A 16,946-nucleotide genomic window follows, 5' to 3' on the forward strand; every position below is an offset into this window, starting at 1 on the left:
GGCTCTAAAATTTGATCGGTTTGTAACTTACGGATACGATCTCGACGTCGCTTCTGCCGTTTGGCAAATTTAATGCGACCTCGTCGCCCTCGCTCTTGCCGATTAGCTGTTTGGCTAGAGGCGAGTTTATCGAGATGAGTCCGCGCTCTAGGTTGCTCTCGGGCGTACCGACTAGCGTATAGGTCTTTTCTAGCTCGGTTTCTACGTCCATGATGACGACCGTGGAGCCGAATTTTACCTTATCGTGTTCATATTCTGCGGGGTCGATTACCTTAGCGCGGCTTACTATGTCGCTAAGCTCCGCTATACGGCTCTCGATAAACGCCTGTTTTTCGCGCGCGGCGTGGTATTCGGCATTTTCTTTTAGATCGCCGTGACTGCGTGCGATGTCGATCTCCTCGACGATATTGGGGCGCTCGACGGTCTTTAGGTTTTTTAGTTCGTTTGTAATTTTTTCATATCCAAAAAGCGTCATCGGTTCGGTCATTTTTCATCCTTTGTTCGTTATTAAAATTTGCGCTACGCTAGCCGCAGAGCCGTGTTCTAGGTATTTTCGCAGTTTCTCGCAGCCTTTGATAAATTTCTCTTTATCGCAGCTCTCGTAAGCTTTTATGAGATTGCTCGGCGTTACTTCATCTTGTAGTAGCTCCTCGTGTAGCGCCTCTTCGCCCATAAAATCAAACATTATATTTGCAAGCCCGATGTGACGTAGCTTCACAAACATCCGCGCGATCATTATGTCAATGGCTTTGGCTTTATAGGCTAGCACAAACGGCGTACCAACGAGCGCGGCCTGCAGAGTCGCAGTGCCCGAGCAGATAAATGCAAACTCGCTTTGCAAAAGCGCGCGCGGCGCGTCCGTAACGACGCTAAAGCCGCTAACGTCGCCATAAATTTGCATATCGTTTGCTAAAAACGGCGGCACGACAAGCAATTTTTCTTTGTCTTTTATCTGGCTTGCCACCTCGCGAAAAATCGGCATCAACCGCGAAATTTCGGCGCGGCGGGATCCGGGCATAAAAGCGATTTTTCCGCTTTGTAAAAGCTCGTTTTTTCGCACTCGCAGCTCGTCAAGCAACGGATGACCGACGTAGCGCGAACGGTTGTAGTACATCCCGTCAAACGGCAAAATCGAAGCCAAATGATCGCAGTACGCCTCAACCTTCACCACGCGTCCAGCCTTCCACGCCCACACCTGCGGCAAGATGTAGTAGGTCAAGGGCGTTTTGATGCCGGCTTCTTTGATCGCTTTAGCTAGCGGCAGGTTAAAGGCTGGGCTGTCGATGAGTAGCACGGCGTCGCACTGCGCAGCTAGGCACGTCATCTCTTTTATCGCGCGTTTTGCCTTAAAATAAAGCGGCAAAACCTCCACGAAGCCCATCGCAGAAAACTCCGAGCTTCGCATATAAGGCTCGCCGAATTTCTCGTCGAAAATACCCTTTAGTTCGCACTTTGGCAGATGCTCTAAAACCTGCTCGAAGTGCAAATTTGCAGAGGCCTCCAAACAAGAGACGAGTAGCCTCACTGATTACCCTCAAAGTCTTCAGCTAAGTTTGCAAGCTCTCTTGCGCGCTCCTTAGTCATCTGAAGGTAACAATCGGCGGCCGTTACGGCATAAAGCGTACCCATAGGCGGCACAAACGGGCATTTGGCCTCTTTATAGGACACCCATTTACGCTGGATATCTTTTAGCTTCTTTTTATTTTCGTCGTTTAGTACGCTCATGGCTTTTTTGTAGTTTTGGTTTAGGAGTTTATCTTGGATAGCAAATTCGGCGTCTATGCACTGAATCATGCCGGCAGTCGAGCTATCTTTTTGCATGCACTCATCTACACGCGCTTGCGATTCATCAAATTCCTCTTCCGAAGTTTCCTCGATGCTTGACGCAGGTTTTGCTTTGATCGCAAGATCTTGCGCACCGAAAACCAAACTCGCCGCAAGAGCAGCAAAAATAAATTTCTTAAGCATATTTTCTCCTTTAAATTTGATGAAGATTATCGCCTAAAACGGCTAAATAAACAATAAAATTTAAATTTATAAGTAAATTAGGATTTTAAAATTTGAAGGATAAGTGCGTAAATTTAAAAACCCAAAGCCCGCAGGCCTTGGGTTTAGGGGTTTTATTTAAAATTTAGATTCTTGACGTTCTCGTCTGTTTGCTTCATCTTCTCTGTCGGAACAGCGCCGATAGGCCATTTGTGTCCGATAGGAGCAGGTGCTGCAACAGGAGTAGCCACTTGAGTTAGCTTGATACTGATGCCGTAAGGAGCAAGCTCGTTTACTAGCTCGATTTGTCCTTGGCGAGCAACCTCTTTACATTGTCCGAGGATTCTAGCCGCCTCTTCGTCTCCGTGGAAGCCGTAGCTGTTTTCGCTAAAGCTGAAGTCCCAGCGGATTTGAGCTTTTCTGTGGTAAAGAAGCGTTTTTTCAAGAGCTTTGCTGATAGCCTCTTTTCTCTCTTTTTCATCGGCGATCGAAGCAAACTTCTCGTGTTTAGCTAGCTCGGCTCTTGCGACTTTGACGTCTTGGATGAAAGAAAGTAACGCATTTTCACAGTTTCTTAACTCGTAAGCGTGGCGATTTTGGATAAAGTTAATTCTATCTTTCAACTCTTGCTCGCTTTGAGGGTGGCAAGTTTTGCAAGATGCGGTTAAGTTGTTAAACGGAGTTACCATAAAGTGATCCGTGATCTTCTCCGATCCGCTTCTCTTATACGGAAGGTGGCAGTCTGCGCACGTTACACCGCTTCTGGCGTGAACGCTAGTCGAGAATAGCTCAGACTCAGGGTGCTGCATTTTGATAATTTTAGCGCCTGTATCTTTATGAATATAGTCGGATTTAAATCCATCCTCTTTAGCTAGCTGCTCGTCGTAGTATTGGTCGAAATTCTCGATTTTAAACGGCTCGCCTTTTTTCCATTTGCTCCAAGGGAAAACAGGAGTCGAATCCGCATTAAAGTAGTATTCTACGTGGCACTGCATGCACACCATAGTTCTCATCTCTTGTCTAGTTGCCTTTATGCCTTGTTTAGCGTCGGCCTCGTAGCCTCGCTCAACCATAGCATTTACCATAGCAGGTCTAGTTATTCTTAAGCTCATGTCATCAGGGTGGTGGCAGTCGGCGCAAGCCATACCCATATGCGAACCGCCGTGAGAGTCTTTTCCGTGTTTGCTAGCTACCATATCCATAACCTCTTTATAAGGCATAGAGTTCATCTTCGTCCAAGCTTGCTTCATCTTCGCGCCATTTTCTTTTACGTCGAAAAACGGCATAGGCTTAGTTGCGGCGGCGGTCGGATTTTCGCTTAGTTGCTTGTAGTCCGTATCTAACATCATAGCCGTAAGGTGTCCAGTGTGACAGTTTACACAGGTACCTTTTTGACCCTTAAACGCAGGCAAGCCGTGAGCATTCATATATTCCTTATCGTTTCTTTTCGTCTCGATTTGGTCTATTTGATTATAGAAGTGGGTTCTAGGCTTACTGTAATCCACGCCGAATACATACCCGTTCCAAAATACCGTAGCCGCAGGCCAGCGGATAATTTTACTATAAGGGAAAGAACCGCCGAAAGGAGTCTCTATTAGCTCGCTTCCGTTTGGATTTTCGTCGCTTTTATGCTCCATTTTTTTGAAGTCGTCAAGATGAGACGGGAAATTTTTACCCCATTTTTCAAAAGACGGCTCCGTTTCGCTAACTTTGTTTAGCATTAGCGGGTAAGCTTTTGACTCCTCTTTTTTATGAGCTATGTCGTTATAAAGAGCAAGTACGCCCGCACCGAGTGCAACGGCCACCAAAAAAGTAACCGCGTATAACAGTTTGTTATTTTTCATTATTCTCCTCCTGGAATTGTTTTAAAAGTTATGTGCGTGTCCGGCTTGTCTGTGACAAGATACGCATTTTAACGGCTCGTTGGCATTAGCATACTGCCCGTGTTTGCCCGGCAAGCTATCGCCTATAGCTCTTGGATCGACTGAATTTCTAGCATAATCCTTATGGCACTCTATACAATTGTTTTGTATGATTTCCTTTTGCTCATCGCTTGCGGTAAACGATACGGGATTATCCAAGAAAGTAAACGCATAACCGTGCAAGAAGCCGTATTTAGCTTTCGCCAGCCATTTGCTTACGAATTCTTTAGGCATGTGACAATCTATACATGTCGTAACGTGTTGATGTCCGCCCTTAGACCAGCCTTCATAGACTTGGTTCATGACGTGACAGTTTATACAGGCTTCGGGATCGCGAGTAAGGTGCTGAGGACCATTAGCGAAAAAGAACGTAAAAATCCCAAATCCGCCAGTAAGCCCAATAACCGCCAGCAAAGCTATGACCCATTTAGACGCTTTTTTCTTTGCGTTTTCCATAATCGGCTTTCTAACCTCCTTTGTAAATTTAAATAAAACTTAACTTTATTTATCGGTCGGTATTTTATTATTAGTTCGCTTAAATTCTCATTTATTTTCCTAATATAATTAAAATTAAATCTAAAGCTTATTTTTATACTGCGTAAATATAACAGTAGTTGTTATCAATTTATTATGATTGATTTCAATCTATTTCGGCGTTATATACTATAGTATATTTACTATCTTAAATTTGAATAAAATTTAAAAACTAAAATATAAAGTAAACAATATCCAACATAGCCTAAAACTTTAAATTTAAATAATAAAAGCTGTGCTAAAATCTTTTCTTTAAAAATTTGAAAGCTATGGGCTCGTCAAATTTGAGCTAATCGTGATAAAAAGGAATAAATTTGAAAGAAATTTTAATCACAAACGACGACGGATTCGAGGCTAGCGGCTTGCACGCTTTAGCTAGCGCACTAAGGGAGTTACCAGATACGCGCGTTACGATCGTCGCGCCGAGTACAGAAAAATCAGCTTGCGCTCACTCTCTTACGCTTACTAGACCACTTCGTTTTATCAAGCTTGACGACGATTTTTACAAACTCGACGACGCTACGCCCGCTGATTGCGTCTATCTCGCGCTTCACGCGCTTTATAAAAAGCTGCCCGACCTAGTCGTAAGCGGCATAAACCACGGCGCCAACGTCGGCGAAGACATCACCTACTCGGGCACGTGCGGAGCGGCTATGGAGGGCGTTTTGCAAGGGATTCCAAGCATCGCGTTTTCGCAATTTTATAAGAGCGACGGTATCGAAAAAACGGGCTTTTCACTCGCCGAAGATGTCGTTAAATTTATCGTTTCTCGAGTGCTAAACGGCGAGATAGCGCTGCCGCCGCGCCAGTTTTTAAACGTAAATATCCCCGCCGTCTCGCCCCGCGAATTTAGAGGCTACCGCGTTGTGCCTGCTGGCAAACGCAGCTACGCCACGCACGCGATGCTTCACCGCAACCCGCGCGGCGTCGAGTACTACTGGCTCGGACAGCCGTCAAATTTAGACTACGAGCAAAACGGCGAGTCCGATATCAGCGTACTTAGCGAGAGTTTCGCCTCGATCACTCCGATTATGCTCGATATGACGGCGCACGCGAGCTTGCAGAGCCTAAAAACCGCGCTAAAGGATCAAATTTGAGCGAAGAAATTTTAGATCAAACCGACCGATTTACGAGGTCTCGCTGGCTGTTCGGCGATGATTTTAAAAAGCTTCAAAACGCAAACGTCCTAATCTGCGGCGTGGGCGGCGTGGGCGGCATCTGCGCGGACGCGCTGGCTCGTGCGGGCGTAGGCAAAATCACCGTCATCGACAAGGATACTTTTGATATAACCAATCAAAACCGTCAAATTTACAGCGAAGCGGTCGGCGCGGTTAAAGTCGGCGAATTTGCCGCAAGATACGAGTGCGTAACGGCGCTGCAAGAGCGGATGACGCCCGAATTTATCGCAAATTTTGATTTCTCGCCCTTTGATCTGGTTATCGACGCTATCGACGACGTACCCGCCAAGATCGCGCTCGCGCTAAAAACGCACGAAAAGCTAATTAGCTCCATGGGCGGCGCAAAGCGCATAGACCCGACGCAGATCAAGGTCGCCTCCGTCTGGCAGACCTGCAACGATCCGTTTGCTAAAAAAATACGCACCGAGCTTAAAAAAGCGGGCTTTAAAGGTAAATTTGACGTCGTGTTTTCGACCGAGCTGCCAAGGTGCGTAAAACTGGGTAGCTTCATGGGCGTAACGGCGTGTTTTGGGTTAAATTTAGCGGCTTTAGCGGTAAAGAAAATTATTAACGGCTAGACGCGGTCTAGACAAACTACCTCAGTCGTTTTAGGCGCGTTTTTGAAATTTTATATATTTTCGAGCTTGCGTTTTGGCTGAAATTTTGATCCACGACCTCGTCCGCCGCAGCTTTCGCCCACTCTTCGTCGAAGTTTTGCCCGTTTAGATTTGCGCTGCTAGAGTAGAGCCAGTCAAATTTACGTAAAAACTCCTCGTGAGCGCACTCTTTTACGACGCGCACAGCCTTGGCGTTCGGATATAAAAACGTCGTTTTCCTCGCGCGGCGCACTAAATTTTTAAATTTAGCGGGCACGCGAGCAAGATTTTTTAGCTCACTAAGCTTTGCCGTCGTTATGAGGCAGGGTTTGTCCGCTGCTCGGCGTTTGAGCGCGTTTATCTCGCGAAAATCCTTACTCAAAAATCCCGCCGTCGTATCCGTCTGCGCCAAATAGATCATCTCTCCTCCAAATTTACGCCTTTTTTCCTATCTTTGGCCAGCAAAAATATGCACGAGATGATGAGCGTAAAGCCCGCAACATCAAGAAACACGAACTCCGTCCCCAACCAAAAATAGGCAAACGCTGCCGCGCTCACCGGCTCGATGCACGCGATCATGCTCGCCCTGCTCGCGCCTATTATCTTTAGTCCCGTCATGTAAAAGCTAAACGCGCATATCGTGCCTAAAATCACCACCGCGGCAAGCGCCGCAAAGCCGTCCGCATCGCTCACGCCGCCTAGCTGCCAAACCCGCGTATAAAGCGCGAGCGCGCCGCCGCCGATGACCATACCCCAGCCTAAATTTAACGGGACGGGGTATTTTTGATTTAGCTTCGCTGGGATGAGGCTGTAAATCACGACGCCAAGCGCGCTAATCAGGCACCAAACCAGCGCCTCCGCGCTGATAACGAGCGAACCCAGATCGCCGTGAGTGGCGAGCAGCATGACGCCCAGCACCGCCAAGATAAGCGCGATGAGCTCGACCTTTTTAGGCGCGCGTCGCTCCAAAAAGCAAACGACGGCGAGGATGAGCGCGGGCGCGGAGTACTGGATCACGGTCGCGACGGCGGCATTTGAGAGCTCGATACTGTAAAAATACGCATACTGCGTCATCATGAGCCCAAATACGGCATAGATGAGCAGCTGGGGCAAAAGCGCGCGATCTTTTAGCGGCGCAAAGGCTAGGCGCGGCGAGCGAGCGACGTAATACGCTACCATCGCGAGCCCCGCAAGGCTCAGGCGATAAGGCACGAGCCAGTCGGCGCTAACGCCCTTTTGCGTGAACAGATACTGTCCGCAAACGCCGCTAAAGCCCCATAATACGCCGCCAAGAAGCGTGATGAAAACGCCAAAAAATTCGCTCTGAGATCTCATTTGCCGCCTTAAATTTAAAGCCAAAGTATATAAGCTTATGCTTAAGCTGGGGTTAAATTTGGGCGAGGGCTGGCGGGGCGAAGCTAAATTTGATTAAGCAAAATTAAACGACGAAAACTCTAAAATTTAAAAACAAAAAGGGAGAAAATTTGAGCGAAACGACTTTTATGGTTGTATTTTTCTGCGCTTGCGTGCTATTTTTATCGGCCGTCAGATACTTTGCTTTCGGGGTTTTGGCGAAATTTTACGCTTTTATCAAATTTGCCGTGCGTCTTTGCTTGCAAGACCCTAAATTTAGCCTCGCCATGTTCGCGCCCGCGTTCATTTTATCGCTTTATATCGCGCTGATTTCGCAAAATTTGATTTTTGATTTTACTTGGAGCGCCTCGGCAAATGTTTTCGGCGGGCCAGCTTCCGGGTTGTTTTTAGATGCGCTACTTTTTGGATTTTCGCTGATTGCAAGGCTAGAGGAGCGATATTTTTACGTTTTTTCCTTTCGCTTGGCGCTTTTGGAGCTACTTTGCGGGCTTATTACGGCGATAATTTCAAGGGATATTTTTAGCATTTACGTCCCGTGCGCACAGATTTTACTCGCATTTTGCGTATGTTTTGATTTTTTATGCCTGAGCGCGGCGAAAGCAAACGCAAAGCTGCTAGATGATTTGAGCGCAAAAAATGATTTAAGCGAGTCCGAAAAACTTGCCAAAGAGGCGCTAGAGCGGCTCGCAAACTCGCCCGATAAGGAAGAAGCACTGCTACAAGCAAATTTTATCAGAATAAAACTAAATCAAATACGCCGCGCGGCTTAAATTTATGGTTTTAGCCGTTTAAATTTAGCATTTCACGCATTAAAGCGGTCAAATTTGACTTCGTTTCAAGCAAACTTTACCGCCTAGCCTAGCGACGCCCGAAAAACGTAGCCGTTTGGCGAGCCCTAAGCAAAATGAACGCCCATAGTTGCCTACAAATCTGCATAATAAGATACGTCGACATCATCACGCAAAAATTCGCAATACCAAAGCCGATCATATCATAGTAAAAAAATAGCTCAAATCTTATCTGCATCGTAAACTCTCGCGCCAGGCGATAAGTGTGCCATATCCTATAGCCGGAGAAAAGATCACCAAGTGGCCCGCCAAAGACTAAAAAGCATACGATAAGCGCAAATAAAATAATATCTTGCGAAAGCGCTTGGGCGTTGCTTTTGTTCCCCTTGAGTCTACCGGTAATGCCGCTAACCACGCCGCTGAGCCCCGCAAGCACCAAACAAACTAGCATAAATAACTAAGATGAAACGCCGCTACGTCGCCAAAGGTTGTTTTGGTTCGCGCTACGTCTATAGCTGGGTAAAAGCCCGCCATAAACGCCGTAAAGTCTCTAAAAATCGCGTGAGCGGACAAGATATCTTCGGGTATGGCAAATAGGCTCAAAGCAGCCAAAGCATAAGCGCCCAAGCTAACGAAAAAGGCGATTTTAAGCCTCCCTGCGACCAATCTTAATCTTGCTTTTAGTCTTATCATTTTCTTGCTTTATATTTTAATCGCAAACGGCGCAAGCGGGAATCTAAATAGTTTTTAAATTCCGTGCGCCATGCGGTAGGATTTTAAAATTTCAGAGTCTATGGTAGCGCTCGGCCAAATTTAGAATGTAAATTTAACCTCTAAATTTAGCCGAATTTACGAACGTCAAATTTGTCGGCTAAGTTCGCCGACGCTAAATTTGACGTCCGAATTTACGGTTTTAGTTTCTTAACCTCACTTCCCGCCCAGATACTCCTGCAGGCTTCTTACTTCCAGCGCGCTGCCGTCTTGCACGCTTTTTAGCGATTTAGCCGCCGCTAGAGCCGCCGACATCGTCGTGAAATACGGGATCTTAAACCGCATGATGTTTTGTCTGATTTTCTTGCCGTCCTCGCTGTTTGACTTGCTATCGCTAGTGTTGATGACAAGCGCGATGTCGCCGTTTTTGAGCTTATCCTCGACGTTTGGGCGACCTTCGCTGATCTTATAGACGAACTCGCTCTCTACGCCTGCGTCATTTAAAATTTTATACGTTCCGCCCGTGGCGATGATTTTAAAGCCGAGGCTTATTAGCTCGCGCGCCAAATTTGCGGCGTATTTTTTGTCCGCATCGGCTAGCGTCAAAAAGACTAGGCCGCTAGTAGGTAGCGAGTTGCTCGCAGCGATCTGGCTTTTTGCAAAGCTCTTTGCAAAATCACTTGATATGCCCATGACCTCGCCCGTGCTTTTCATCTCAGGGCCCAGGATTAGATCCGCGCCAGAGAGCTTGTTAAACGGAAATACGGCTTCTTTGACGCAGACGTGATTTTTCACGCGAGGCTTGAGTATGCCGCGCTCCTCGTAAACCGCGCCGTAGTTGTCGTAAAATTTAAGCGCCTCGCGCAAATCGCGCTGCCACATCACGCGCGTAGCGACCTTCGCCATCGGCACGCCCGTCGCCTTGCTAACAAACGGCACGGTGCGGCTAGCGCGCGGATTTACCTCGATCATGAAAAGCTCGTTCTCGTAGATGGCAAACTGGATATTCATTAGCCCCACGACGCCCAAATTTAGCGCGATGTCGCGGGTTTGGTTTTCTACCTTTTCGATCATCTGCGCGGTCAAATTTAGCGGAGGCAGTATGCATGCGCTGTCGCCGCTGTGGATGCCCGCCTCCTCGATGTGCTGCATCACGGCGCCGATATAGACGTCCTTGCCGTCGCTGATCGCGTCTACGTCGAGCTCTACGGCGTCTTGTAAAAATTTATCGATTAGTACTGGCGAGTGGTTGCTGACCTTGACCGCCTCGCTCATGTATAGGCGCAGTTCCTCGCCATCGTGCACTCGTCTCATCGCGCGGCCGCCTAGTACGTAGCTAGGACGCACGAGCACCGGATAGCCGATAGCCGCGGCCTTTTCTAGCGCCTCTTTTTCGCTTGTCGCAGTGTCGTTTCGCGGCTGTTTGACGCCGATTTTTGAGATAAATTCGCTAAATTTTTTGCGATCCTCGGCGACGTCGATCGTGCGCGCGCTGGTGCCAATGATTTTTGCACCCGCTATGCTTAAGCGTTTAGCAAATTTTAGCGGAGTCTGACCGCCAAAATGCACGATCACGCCGTCCGGGTTCTCGTGCTCGATCACGGCTCTAACGTGCTCAAAATCAATCGGCTCAAAGTACAAAATATCGCTCGTATCATAGTCGGTGCTGACGGTTTCGGGGTTGCAGTTGTACATTATGGTTTTGATGCCCATATCGCGCAGAGCGTAGCTAGCGTGCACGCAGCAGTAGTCAAACTCTATGCCCTGACCTATGCGGTTTGGGCCGCCGCCGATGATCATCACTTTTTTCTCTTTTTGCGCCGAATTTGCGTTTAAATTCGGCTCCGCGAAATTTGACGAAAGATGCGGTAGCTTCGTGATATTCGTCGTCGAGTAAAGATAAGGCGTGAGCGCCTTAAACTCGCCAGCGCAGGTATCTACTTCGTTATACTCGAGGTTTATACCCATTTTCTCGCGCGCAAAATAAATATCGTTTTGACCGAGGTCGAGGTTGTCTTTTAAATTTATCAGATGCGCGATCATCTTGTCCGAAAAGCCCATCGTTTTAGCTTCGCGAAGTAGCGGCTCGTCGTTTAGGATATCCATGTCGATACGCTCTTCAAATTTAACTATCTGCCAAATTTGATCCAAAAACCACGGATCGATCTTGCTCATCTCGTGCACTTCAGCGACGCTAAGGCCGTCGCGAAACGCCTGCGCGACGTATAAAATGCGGCTTTCATTCGCGTTTCTAAGGCCGTAAACAAGCACATTTTTCTCCAAATTTACGAAGTTAAATCCGTAATAATCCTTTTCCATCGAGCAAAGCGCCTTTTGGATACTTTCCTTAAACGTCCTGCCGATCGCCATCACCTCGCCCACGCTCTTCATTGCGGTGCCTAGATACGGGTTTGCGCCCGGGAATTTCTCAAACGTAAAGCGCGGGATCTTAGTCACGATGTAGTCGATGACGGGCTCAAAGCTAGCAGGCGTACCCGTGATATCGTTTTTGATTTCATCCAGACTAAAGCCCACCGCTAGCAGTGTCGCGACCTTGGCGATCGGGTAGCCCGTGGCCTTTGAGGCAAGTGCGGAGCTACGGCTCACGCGCGGGTTCATCTCGATCACGATCATGCGGCCGGTTTTTGGATTTATAGCAAACTGCACGTTGCTGCCGCCCGTATCCACGCCGATCTCGCGTAAAATTTTAAAACTCGCGTCGCGCATAGCCTGATACTCTTTATCAGTTAGCGTAAGAGCCGGCGCAACCGTGATGCTGTCGCCCGTATGCACGCCCATAGGATCAAAATTTTCGATAGAGCAGACGATGATGCAGTTGTCGTTGCGGTCGCGGATGACCTCCATCTCGTACTCTTTCCAGCCTAGCAAGCTCTCTTCGACCAAAATTTCATGTATCGGACTAGCGTCCAGGCCGGTTTGGGCTAGTTCTTTAAATTCGTCGATATTATACGCTACGCCGCTGCCTGCGCCGCCTAGCGTGTAGCTAGCGCGGATGATGAGCGGGAAGCCTATGTTTGCGGCTGCGGCTAGCGCCTCGTCCATGTCGTAGGCGTACTGGCTTTGCGGTAGATCCATGCCGATCTTTTGCATCGCCTTTTTAAACTCCTGCCTATCCTCGCCCTTTTTGATCGCTTGCGGGTTCGCACCTAGAAATTTGACGCCGCCCAGCATGTCCGCTTCGTATAGCTGCATCGCGACGTTTAACGCGACCTGACCGCCCATCGTAGGCAGTATGGCATCGACTTTTTCCTTATCTATTATGCGCTTGATGCTCTCTTTGGTTATCGGCTCGACGTAGGTCGCATCGGCGAAATCCGGATCGGTCATGATGGTGGCCGGGTTTGAGTTAATGAGTACGACGCGGCAACCCAGCTGCTTTAGCGTCTTAGCAGCTTGCGTGCCGCTGTAGTCGAATTCGCACGCTTGCCCGATGACGATAGGGCCGCTGCCGATGAGTAAAACGGTGTTGATGTCGGTTCTTTTTGGCATTATTTTTCCTTTGTTACGACGTATAGATATGAGGGGATGGTTATGCTTACGTAAGGCTTTACGGCCGCACTTTTATATAGGCTCTCCTGGATCACGCCCGTGACCTTGCCCACTGAAATCCCGCTGAAAAATATCCCGTCAAGCCCGCTCGTGACGACCTCGTCGCCCTCCTTTGGGCTGAGCCACTGGGGGATAAATTTCACCGTTATTCCGTCTTTGCTCCCGTGCGCTATGCCCGGGATCTTTTCCTCGCCGATTGAAACGGCGAATATACTTTTTGGATCGTTTTGTAGCAAGGCCATTGGATTTCCGTCCTTGCTCACGACGATACCAGCGCTCTTGCCTTGGTAAATGAGTCCGTAAATTTTAGACTCGTCGTAGCCGCCGAATTTATCCAGCCAGACCTTGTCATAGTCGCTTATATTTACGTAGCTAAGGGCGCGCACGAGCTGCACTCTAGGCTCGTAAGCGGTCGAGTTTTTATCGACCAAAATTTCGTTTAGCTCCTTTGCGAAGCTTGAAAGCAAAGCCGCCGATTTTTCCAGTTCGGCGTTTTGAGCGCGAAGCTGCTTTATCTCCTCGCGTTGCCTAAAATGCTCGTTTACGCCGTCTTTTACAAATTTGACCGCGTCGTCGTAGGCGGCTACTATGCGGTTGTTTAAATTTACGACGTATCCCGAGATGAGCGCGCCCTTATCCAGCGAGAATAGTATCAGCGCGCCGATGAGAGCGACAAATAAAATCTTACTCTTCATTTACGAGTTGTTGCAGGAATTTAATCTCCTCAAGCGCTTTGCCCGTACCTGTGGCCACGGCTAGCAACGGCTCGTCCGCGACAAAAACAGGAAGCTTGACGATATCGCTTAGATATTTGTCGATACCGCGGATCAGCGCGCCGCCTCCGGTTAGTACGATACCGTTTTCCACGATATCTCCTGCAAGATCGGGCGGCATCATCTCAAGCACGGTTTTTAAGGCGTCTGCGATCTCTTTTAGAGGTTCGCGCATAGCCTCGCGCACATCCTCGCTCGTTAGCTCCACGCGGCTTAGTAGGCCGCTGATTTGGTCGCGACCTTTTACTACGATGCTAAGCTCCTCAGGTAACTGAATCGCCGAGCCGACGGAGATTTTGATATCCTCGCCCGCTCGCTCGCCGATTAGGAGATTGTATTTTTCTTTTATGTAGTTTACGATGCTCATGTCGATTTTATCGCCCGCGGTACGGATAGACTTGCTGATAACTAGACCGCCTAGGGACACTACGCCGATCTCAGTCGTTCCGCCGCCGATATCGACGACTAAGTTTCCTTGCGGTTCGCGCACAGGTAAATTTGCTCCGATAGCCGCAGCCATAGGCTCCTCAATCAAAAACACCTCTCTAGCTCCGGCGCTTAGAGCGCTCTCGCGTACGGCTTTTCGCTCGACTTGAGTTAGGCCGTAAGGTACTGAGATGATGATACGAGGGCGCAGGAAGCTCTTTCTGCGGTGAGTTTTTTCGATGAAATAGCGGATCATCTTTTCCGTCATGTCAAAATCCGCAATAACGCCGTCTCTCATCGGGCGGATTGCTTCGATATCGCCGGGAGTTTTACCAACCATCTCTTTTGCTTCGTGGCCGACGGCTAATATTTTTTGCTTGCCGTATTTTTCGCGCTGTACCGCGACGACCGACGGTTCGTTTATGATGATACCTTTATCTTTTACCAAAACTAGCGTGTTTGCCGTGCCTAGGTCGATACCCATATCGCTCGAAAAAAATCCTATTAACTGGTCTAAAATCATCTGTATCCTTATGCGCTTATTTTATTGTTTTTTACAAAAATCGGCTTTTCTTTGCCGTTCACGACCTCTTTGGTGATTACTACGTCGTAGCCCGCAAGCTCCGGCAGTTCGTACATTATATCGGTCATCACCTCTTCCATTATGCTTCGTAGCCCCCTGGCTCCCGTTTTTCGCTCGATAGCTAGTTTTGCGACCTCTTTTAGGGCTTCGTCGTCAAATTTTAAATTTGCCCTATCTATCGCGAAAAGCTTTTGGTATTGCTTTAGTATCGCATTTTTAGGCTCGGTTAAAATTCTCACCATATCGTCCTCGGTAATTTTATTTAGCGTGGCGACTACGTGAAGCCTGCCGATTAGCTCCGGGATTAGTCCAAAATGCACCAAATCGTCGCTCTCAAGCGCGTCTAGCAAATTTTCCTTGTCGTCTTTTGAGCGTTTATCTTGACCAAAGCCCAGCACGTTTTTACCGATCCTGCGCTCTATGATGTCGGCTAGTCCGTCAAACGCGCCCCCGCAAACAAATAGGATGTTTGAAGTATCTATCTGGATAAATTCCTGATTAGGATGCTTTCTGCCGCCTTTTGGAGGGATATTTACGAGGCTACCCTCGATGATTTTTAAAAGCGCCTGCTGCACGCCCTCGCCGCTCACGTCGCGAGTGATTGAGCGATTTTCGCTCATTCTGGCGATCTTATCTATCTCATCGACGAAAACTATGCCCTGCTCGGCGCGCTTTACATCGCCGTCCGCGGCCTGCAAAAGACGAGTCAGGATATTTTCCACGTCTTCGCCAACGTAGCCCGCTTCCGTTAGGCTCGTAGCGTCGCAGATAGCGATAGGTACGTCTAGAAATTTAGCCAGAGTCTGCGCCATCAGCGTCTTGCCGCTACCGGTAGGGCCGACTAGTAAGATATTTGATTTTGAGATCTCCGTATCGTCCTCGATCTCGCCTTTTCTAAAAATTCTTTTGTAGTGGTTGTAAACGCCGACGCTAAAGACCTTTTTGGCCTTATCTTGACCGATGACGTAGTTATCTAGCACCGCCTTTAGCTCTTTTGGCGTCAAATTTTGATAGTCTCTAGTTCGCTCTTCTTTTTCTTGCTCGCGGCTCTCCTCGCCGTAAAGCACCTTGTAAGCGGCAGTGATGCAGTGTTCGCATATAAACGCAGTCCCGTTTATATCGGCCAGCAGTCTCCTCTCGGCAGACTCTACCTCGCCGCAAAAATTACATTTTCTCGCCATTATTCTCTTCCTTTTGCTAATGGGATACCGCGCTTGGTGCTTAGTATAAATTCACACATGTTTCGCACCTGTTCTATCTGTGCTCTCTCTAAAAGCTCGCTAGCCGCGGCCTTTAGATCCCCGCTTTTTCTAAATAAAAATTTATACGCTCTGTTTATCTCTTCGACCGTGTCTTTGTCGAACCTGCGCCTGATACCGACCAAATTTAAGCTTCTGATGTAGGCTCGGTTGCCTTCAGCCAGGCAAAACGGCACGACGTCCTGAGATAGCGCGCTAGCACCAGCGATCATGCAGCTCTCGCCGACTCTCACGAACTGATGTATAGGCGTCATTCCGCCCACGACGCTGTAGTCTCCAAGCTCCACGTGACCGGCTAGAGTCGCGTTGTTTGCTAGGATGACGCTGTTTCCTATGATACAGTCGTGCGCGACGTGGCAGTAGGCCATGATAAATGCGTTATCGCCGATACGCGTGATCCCGTCGCCTTTGTGCGTGCCCGAGTTTATCGTGCAAAACTCGCGGATCGTGGCGTTTTTGCCGATACGAACGCCGGTGTTTTTCTCGGCGCGGTAGCTCACGTCCTGCGGGATGTCGCCCACGATGGCGTAGCTGTAAATTTTACCGCCCTCGCCGATATGCGTGTCGCCCACGATCCTAGCGCCTTGCTTTACGAGTACGCCGTCGCCTAGCACGGCGTCTTTGCTGACGTAGGCATAGGCCTCGATCGTTACGTCCTCGCCGATCTTTGCGCCGTCTTCGACGACGGCTTGCGGATGGATATTTCTCATTTTGGCTCGCTTATTTATCTACGATCATTGCTTTTAGCTCGGCTTCGCACGCTAGCGTGCCGTCCACATAGGCTTCGCCTTTTAGTACCCAGATGTTACCTTTGTGCTTTAGCACCTCGAGGCGGTACTCGAGCCTGTCGCCTGGGCGTATCGGATGGCGAAATTTCGCTCCGTCGATGCTCATAAAATAAACGACTTTATTTTCGATGCCCGCTTGATGCTCGTCGCTCATGCTCTTAAACGCGAGCACGCCGCCGGCCTGCGCCATGCCCTCGATGATCATCACGCCAGGATATATCGGATGACCCGGGAAGTGCCCCTGGAACACGGGCTCGCCGATCGTTACGTTTTTATACGCGACGATATGTTTAGCGGGCTCTAGCTCGGTCACTCGGTCGATAAGCAGGAACGGATACCTATGCGGGAGTATTTTTTGGATTTCAACGATGTCGATCACTTTAAACCTTGTGAGTAAAATTTAAAGCCGATTTTAGCCAAATTTTGCTAAGAAAAAGATTATTGATTCGGCCGGGGCA

The 16,946-nt window shown here is 48.5% G+C and carries 17 protein-coding genes; 3 read left to right on the top strand and 14 right to left on the bottom strand.

What is annotated here, in order from left to right:
• Nucleotides 1-4 precede the first annotated feature (4 nt).
• The 5 genes from greA to nrfH form a co-directional block, all read right to left on the bottom strand.
• Nucleotides 5-487, bottom strand: a complete 483-nt coding sequence (gene greA / locus H7R39_RS03740; protein WP_122868651.1) for a transcription elongation factor GreA — start codon at nt 485-487, stop codon at nt 5-7.
• 3 nt (nt 488-490) lie between these two features.
• Entirely contained in the window at nt 491-1,525 is a 1,035-nt protein-coding gene (gene lpxB, locus H7R39_RS03745) for a lipid-A-disaccharide synthase (protein ID WP_185898017.1), read from the bottom strand.
• The gene (locus tag H7R39_RS03750; protein ID WP_185898018.1) at nt 1,522-1,968 is read right to left on the bottom strand and encodes a lysozyme inhibitor LprI family protein; all 447 of its coding nucleotides are present in this window, start codon (nt 1,966-1,968) and stop codon (nt 1,522-1,524) included. The genes lpxB and H7R39_RS03750 overlap by 4 nt, the downstream gene beginning before the upstream one ends.
• Before the next feature lie 152 nt (nt 1,969-2,120).
• On the bottom strand, nt 2,121-3,830 hold the full coding sequence (locus H7R39_RS03755; protein ID WP_002950717.1) for an ammonia-forming cytochrome c nitrite reductase subunit c552: 1,710 nt from the start codon (nt 3,828-3,830) through the stop codon (nt 2,121-2,123).
• 21 nt (nt 3,831-3,851) lie between these two features.
• Nucleotides 3,852-4,364, bottom strand: a complete 513-nt coding sequence (gene nrfH / locus H7R39_RS03760) for a cytochrome c nitrite reductase small subunit (protein ID WP_002950715.1) — start codon at nt 4,362-4,364, stop codon at nt 3,852-3,854.
• A 392-nt stretch (nt 4,365-4,756) separates the two neighbouring features.
• Between nrfH and surE the strand changes: the two genes are divergently transcribed.
• On the top strand, nt 4,757-5,539 hold the full coding sequence (gene surE, locus H7R39_RS03765) for a 5'/3'-nucleotidase SurE (protein WP_185898019.1): 783 nt from the start codon (nt 4,757-4,759) through the stop codon (nt 5,537-5,539).
• A complete protein-coding gene (locus tag H7R39_RS03770) occupies nt 5,536-6,198 on the top strand; it encodes a tRNA threonylcarbamoyladenosine dehydratase (protein ID WP_185898020.1) in 663 nt (220 codons plus the stop codon). Before surE ends, H7R39_RS03770 begins: the two co-directional genes overlap by 4 nt.
• A gap of 16 nt (nt 6,199-6,214) precedes the next feature.
• Here H7R39_RS03770 and H7R39_RS03775 read toward each other — a convergent pair whose 3' ends face one another.
• Together H7R39_RS03775 and H7R39_RS03780 are read right to left on the bottom strand one after the other, a co-directional pair.
• Nucleotides 6,215-6,637, bottom strand: a complete 423-nt coding sequence (locus H7R39_RS03775; protein WP_185898021.1) for a Sua5/YciO/YrdC/YwlC family protein — start codon at nt 6,635-6,637, stop codon at nt 6,215-6,217.
• On the bottom strand, nt 6,634-7,551 hold the full coding sequence (locus H7R39_RS03780; RefSeq protein WP_185898022.1) for a DMT family transporter: 918 nt from the start codon (nt 7,549-7,551) through the stop codon (nt 6,634-6,636). The genes H7R39_RS03775 and H7R39_RS03780 overlap by 4 nt, the downstream gene beginning before the upstream one ends.
• Before the next feature lie 149 nt (nt 7,552-7,700).
• Between H7R39_RS03780 and H7R39_RS03785 the strand changes: the two genes are divergently transcribed.
• Nucleotides 7,701-8,360: a hypothetical protein gene (locus tag H7R39_RS03785; RefSeq protein ID WP_185898023.1), complete on the top strand. Its 660-nt coding sequence runs from the start codon at nt 7,701-7,703 to the stop codon at nt 8,358-8,360.
• Nucleotides 8,361-8,822: 462 nt separating this feature from the next.
• Here the strand turns inward: H7R39_RS03785 and H7R39_RS03790 are convergent, their stop codons facing one another.
• The 7 genes from H7R39_RS03790 to fabZ form a co-directional block, all read right to left on the bottom strand.
• The gene (locus H7R39_RS03790) at nt 8,823-9,071 is read right to left on the bottom strand and encodes a hypothetical protein (RefSeq protein ID WP_185898024.1); all 249 of its coding nucleotides are present in this window, start codon (nt 9,069-9,071) and stop codon (nt 8,823-8,825) included.
• Between the two features lie 234 nt (nt 9,072-9,305).
• Nucleotides 9,306-12,599: a carbamoyl-phosphate synthase large subunit gene (carB, locus tag H7R39_RS03795; RefSeq protein ID WP_185898025.1), complete on the bottom strand. Its 3,294-nt coding sequence runs from the start codon at nt 12,597-12,599 to the stop codon at nt 9,306-9,308.
• A complete protein-coding gene (gene mreC, locus H7R39_RS03800; protein WP_185898026.1) occupies nt 12,599-13,354 on the bottom strand; it encodes a rod shape-determining protein MreC in 756 nt (251 codons plus the stop codon). The genes carB and mreC overlap by 1 nt, the downstream gene beginning before the upstream one ends.
• The gene (locus H7R39_RS03805; RefSeq protein WP_185898027.1) at nt 13,344-14,381 is read right to left on the bottom strand and encodes a rod shape-determining protein; all 1,038 of its coding nucleotides are present in this window, start codon (nt 14,379-14,381) and stop codon (nt 13,344-13,346) included. The genes mreC and H7R39_RS03805 overlap by 11 nt, the downstream gene beginning before the upstream one ends.
• Nucleotides 14,382-14,389: 8 nt before the next feature.
• Nucleotides 14,390-15,622 (bottom strand): ATP-dependent Clp protease ATP-binding subunit ClpX, encoded by a 1,233-nt coding sequence (gene clpX, locus H7R39_RS03810; protein ID WP_185898028.1) that lies wholly within the window; start codon nt 15,620-15,622, stop codon nt 14,390-14,392.
• Entirely contained in the window at nt 15,622-16,410 is a 789-nt protein-coding gene (lpxA, locus tag H7R39_RS03815) for an acyl-ACP--UDP-N-acetylglucosamine O-acyltransferase (protein ID WP_185898029.1), read from the bottom strand. Before lpxA ends, clpX begins: the two co-directional genes overlap by 1 nt.
• Nucleotides 16,411-16,420: 10 nt before the next feature.
• Nucleotides 16,421-16,867 carry a 3-hydroxyacyl-ACP dehydratase FabZ gene (gene fabZ / locus H7R39_RS03820; RefSeq protein ID WP_122863228.1) on the bottom strand — a complete coding sequence of 149 codons (447 nt, stop codon included), beginning with the start codon at nt 16,865-16,867 and terminating at the stop codon, nt 16,421-16,423.
• Between the last annotated feature and the right edge of the window lie 79 nt (nt 16,868-16,946).

Source organism: Campylobacter massiliensis (genome assembly GCF_014253065.1).
GTDB classification, from domain to species: Bacteria; Campylobacterota; Campylobacteria; order Campylobacterales; family Campylobacteraceae; genus Campylobacter_A; species Campylobacter_A massiliensis.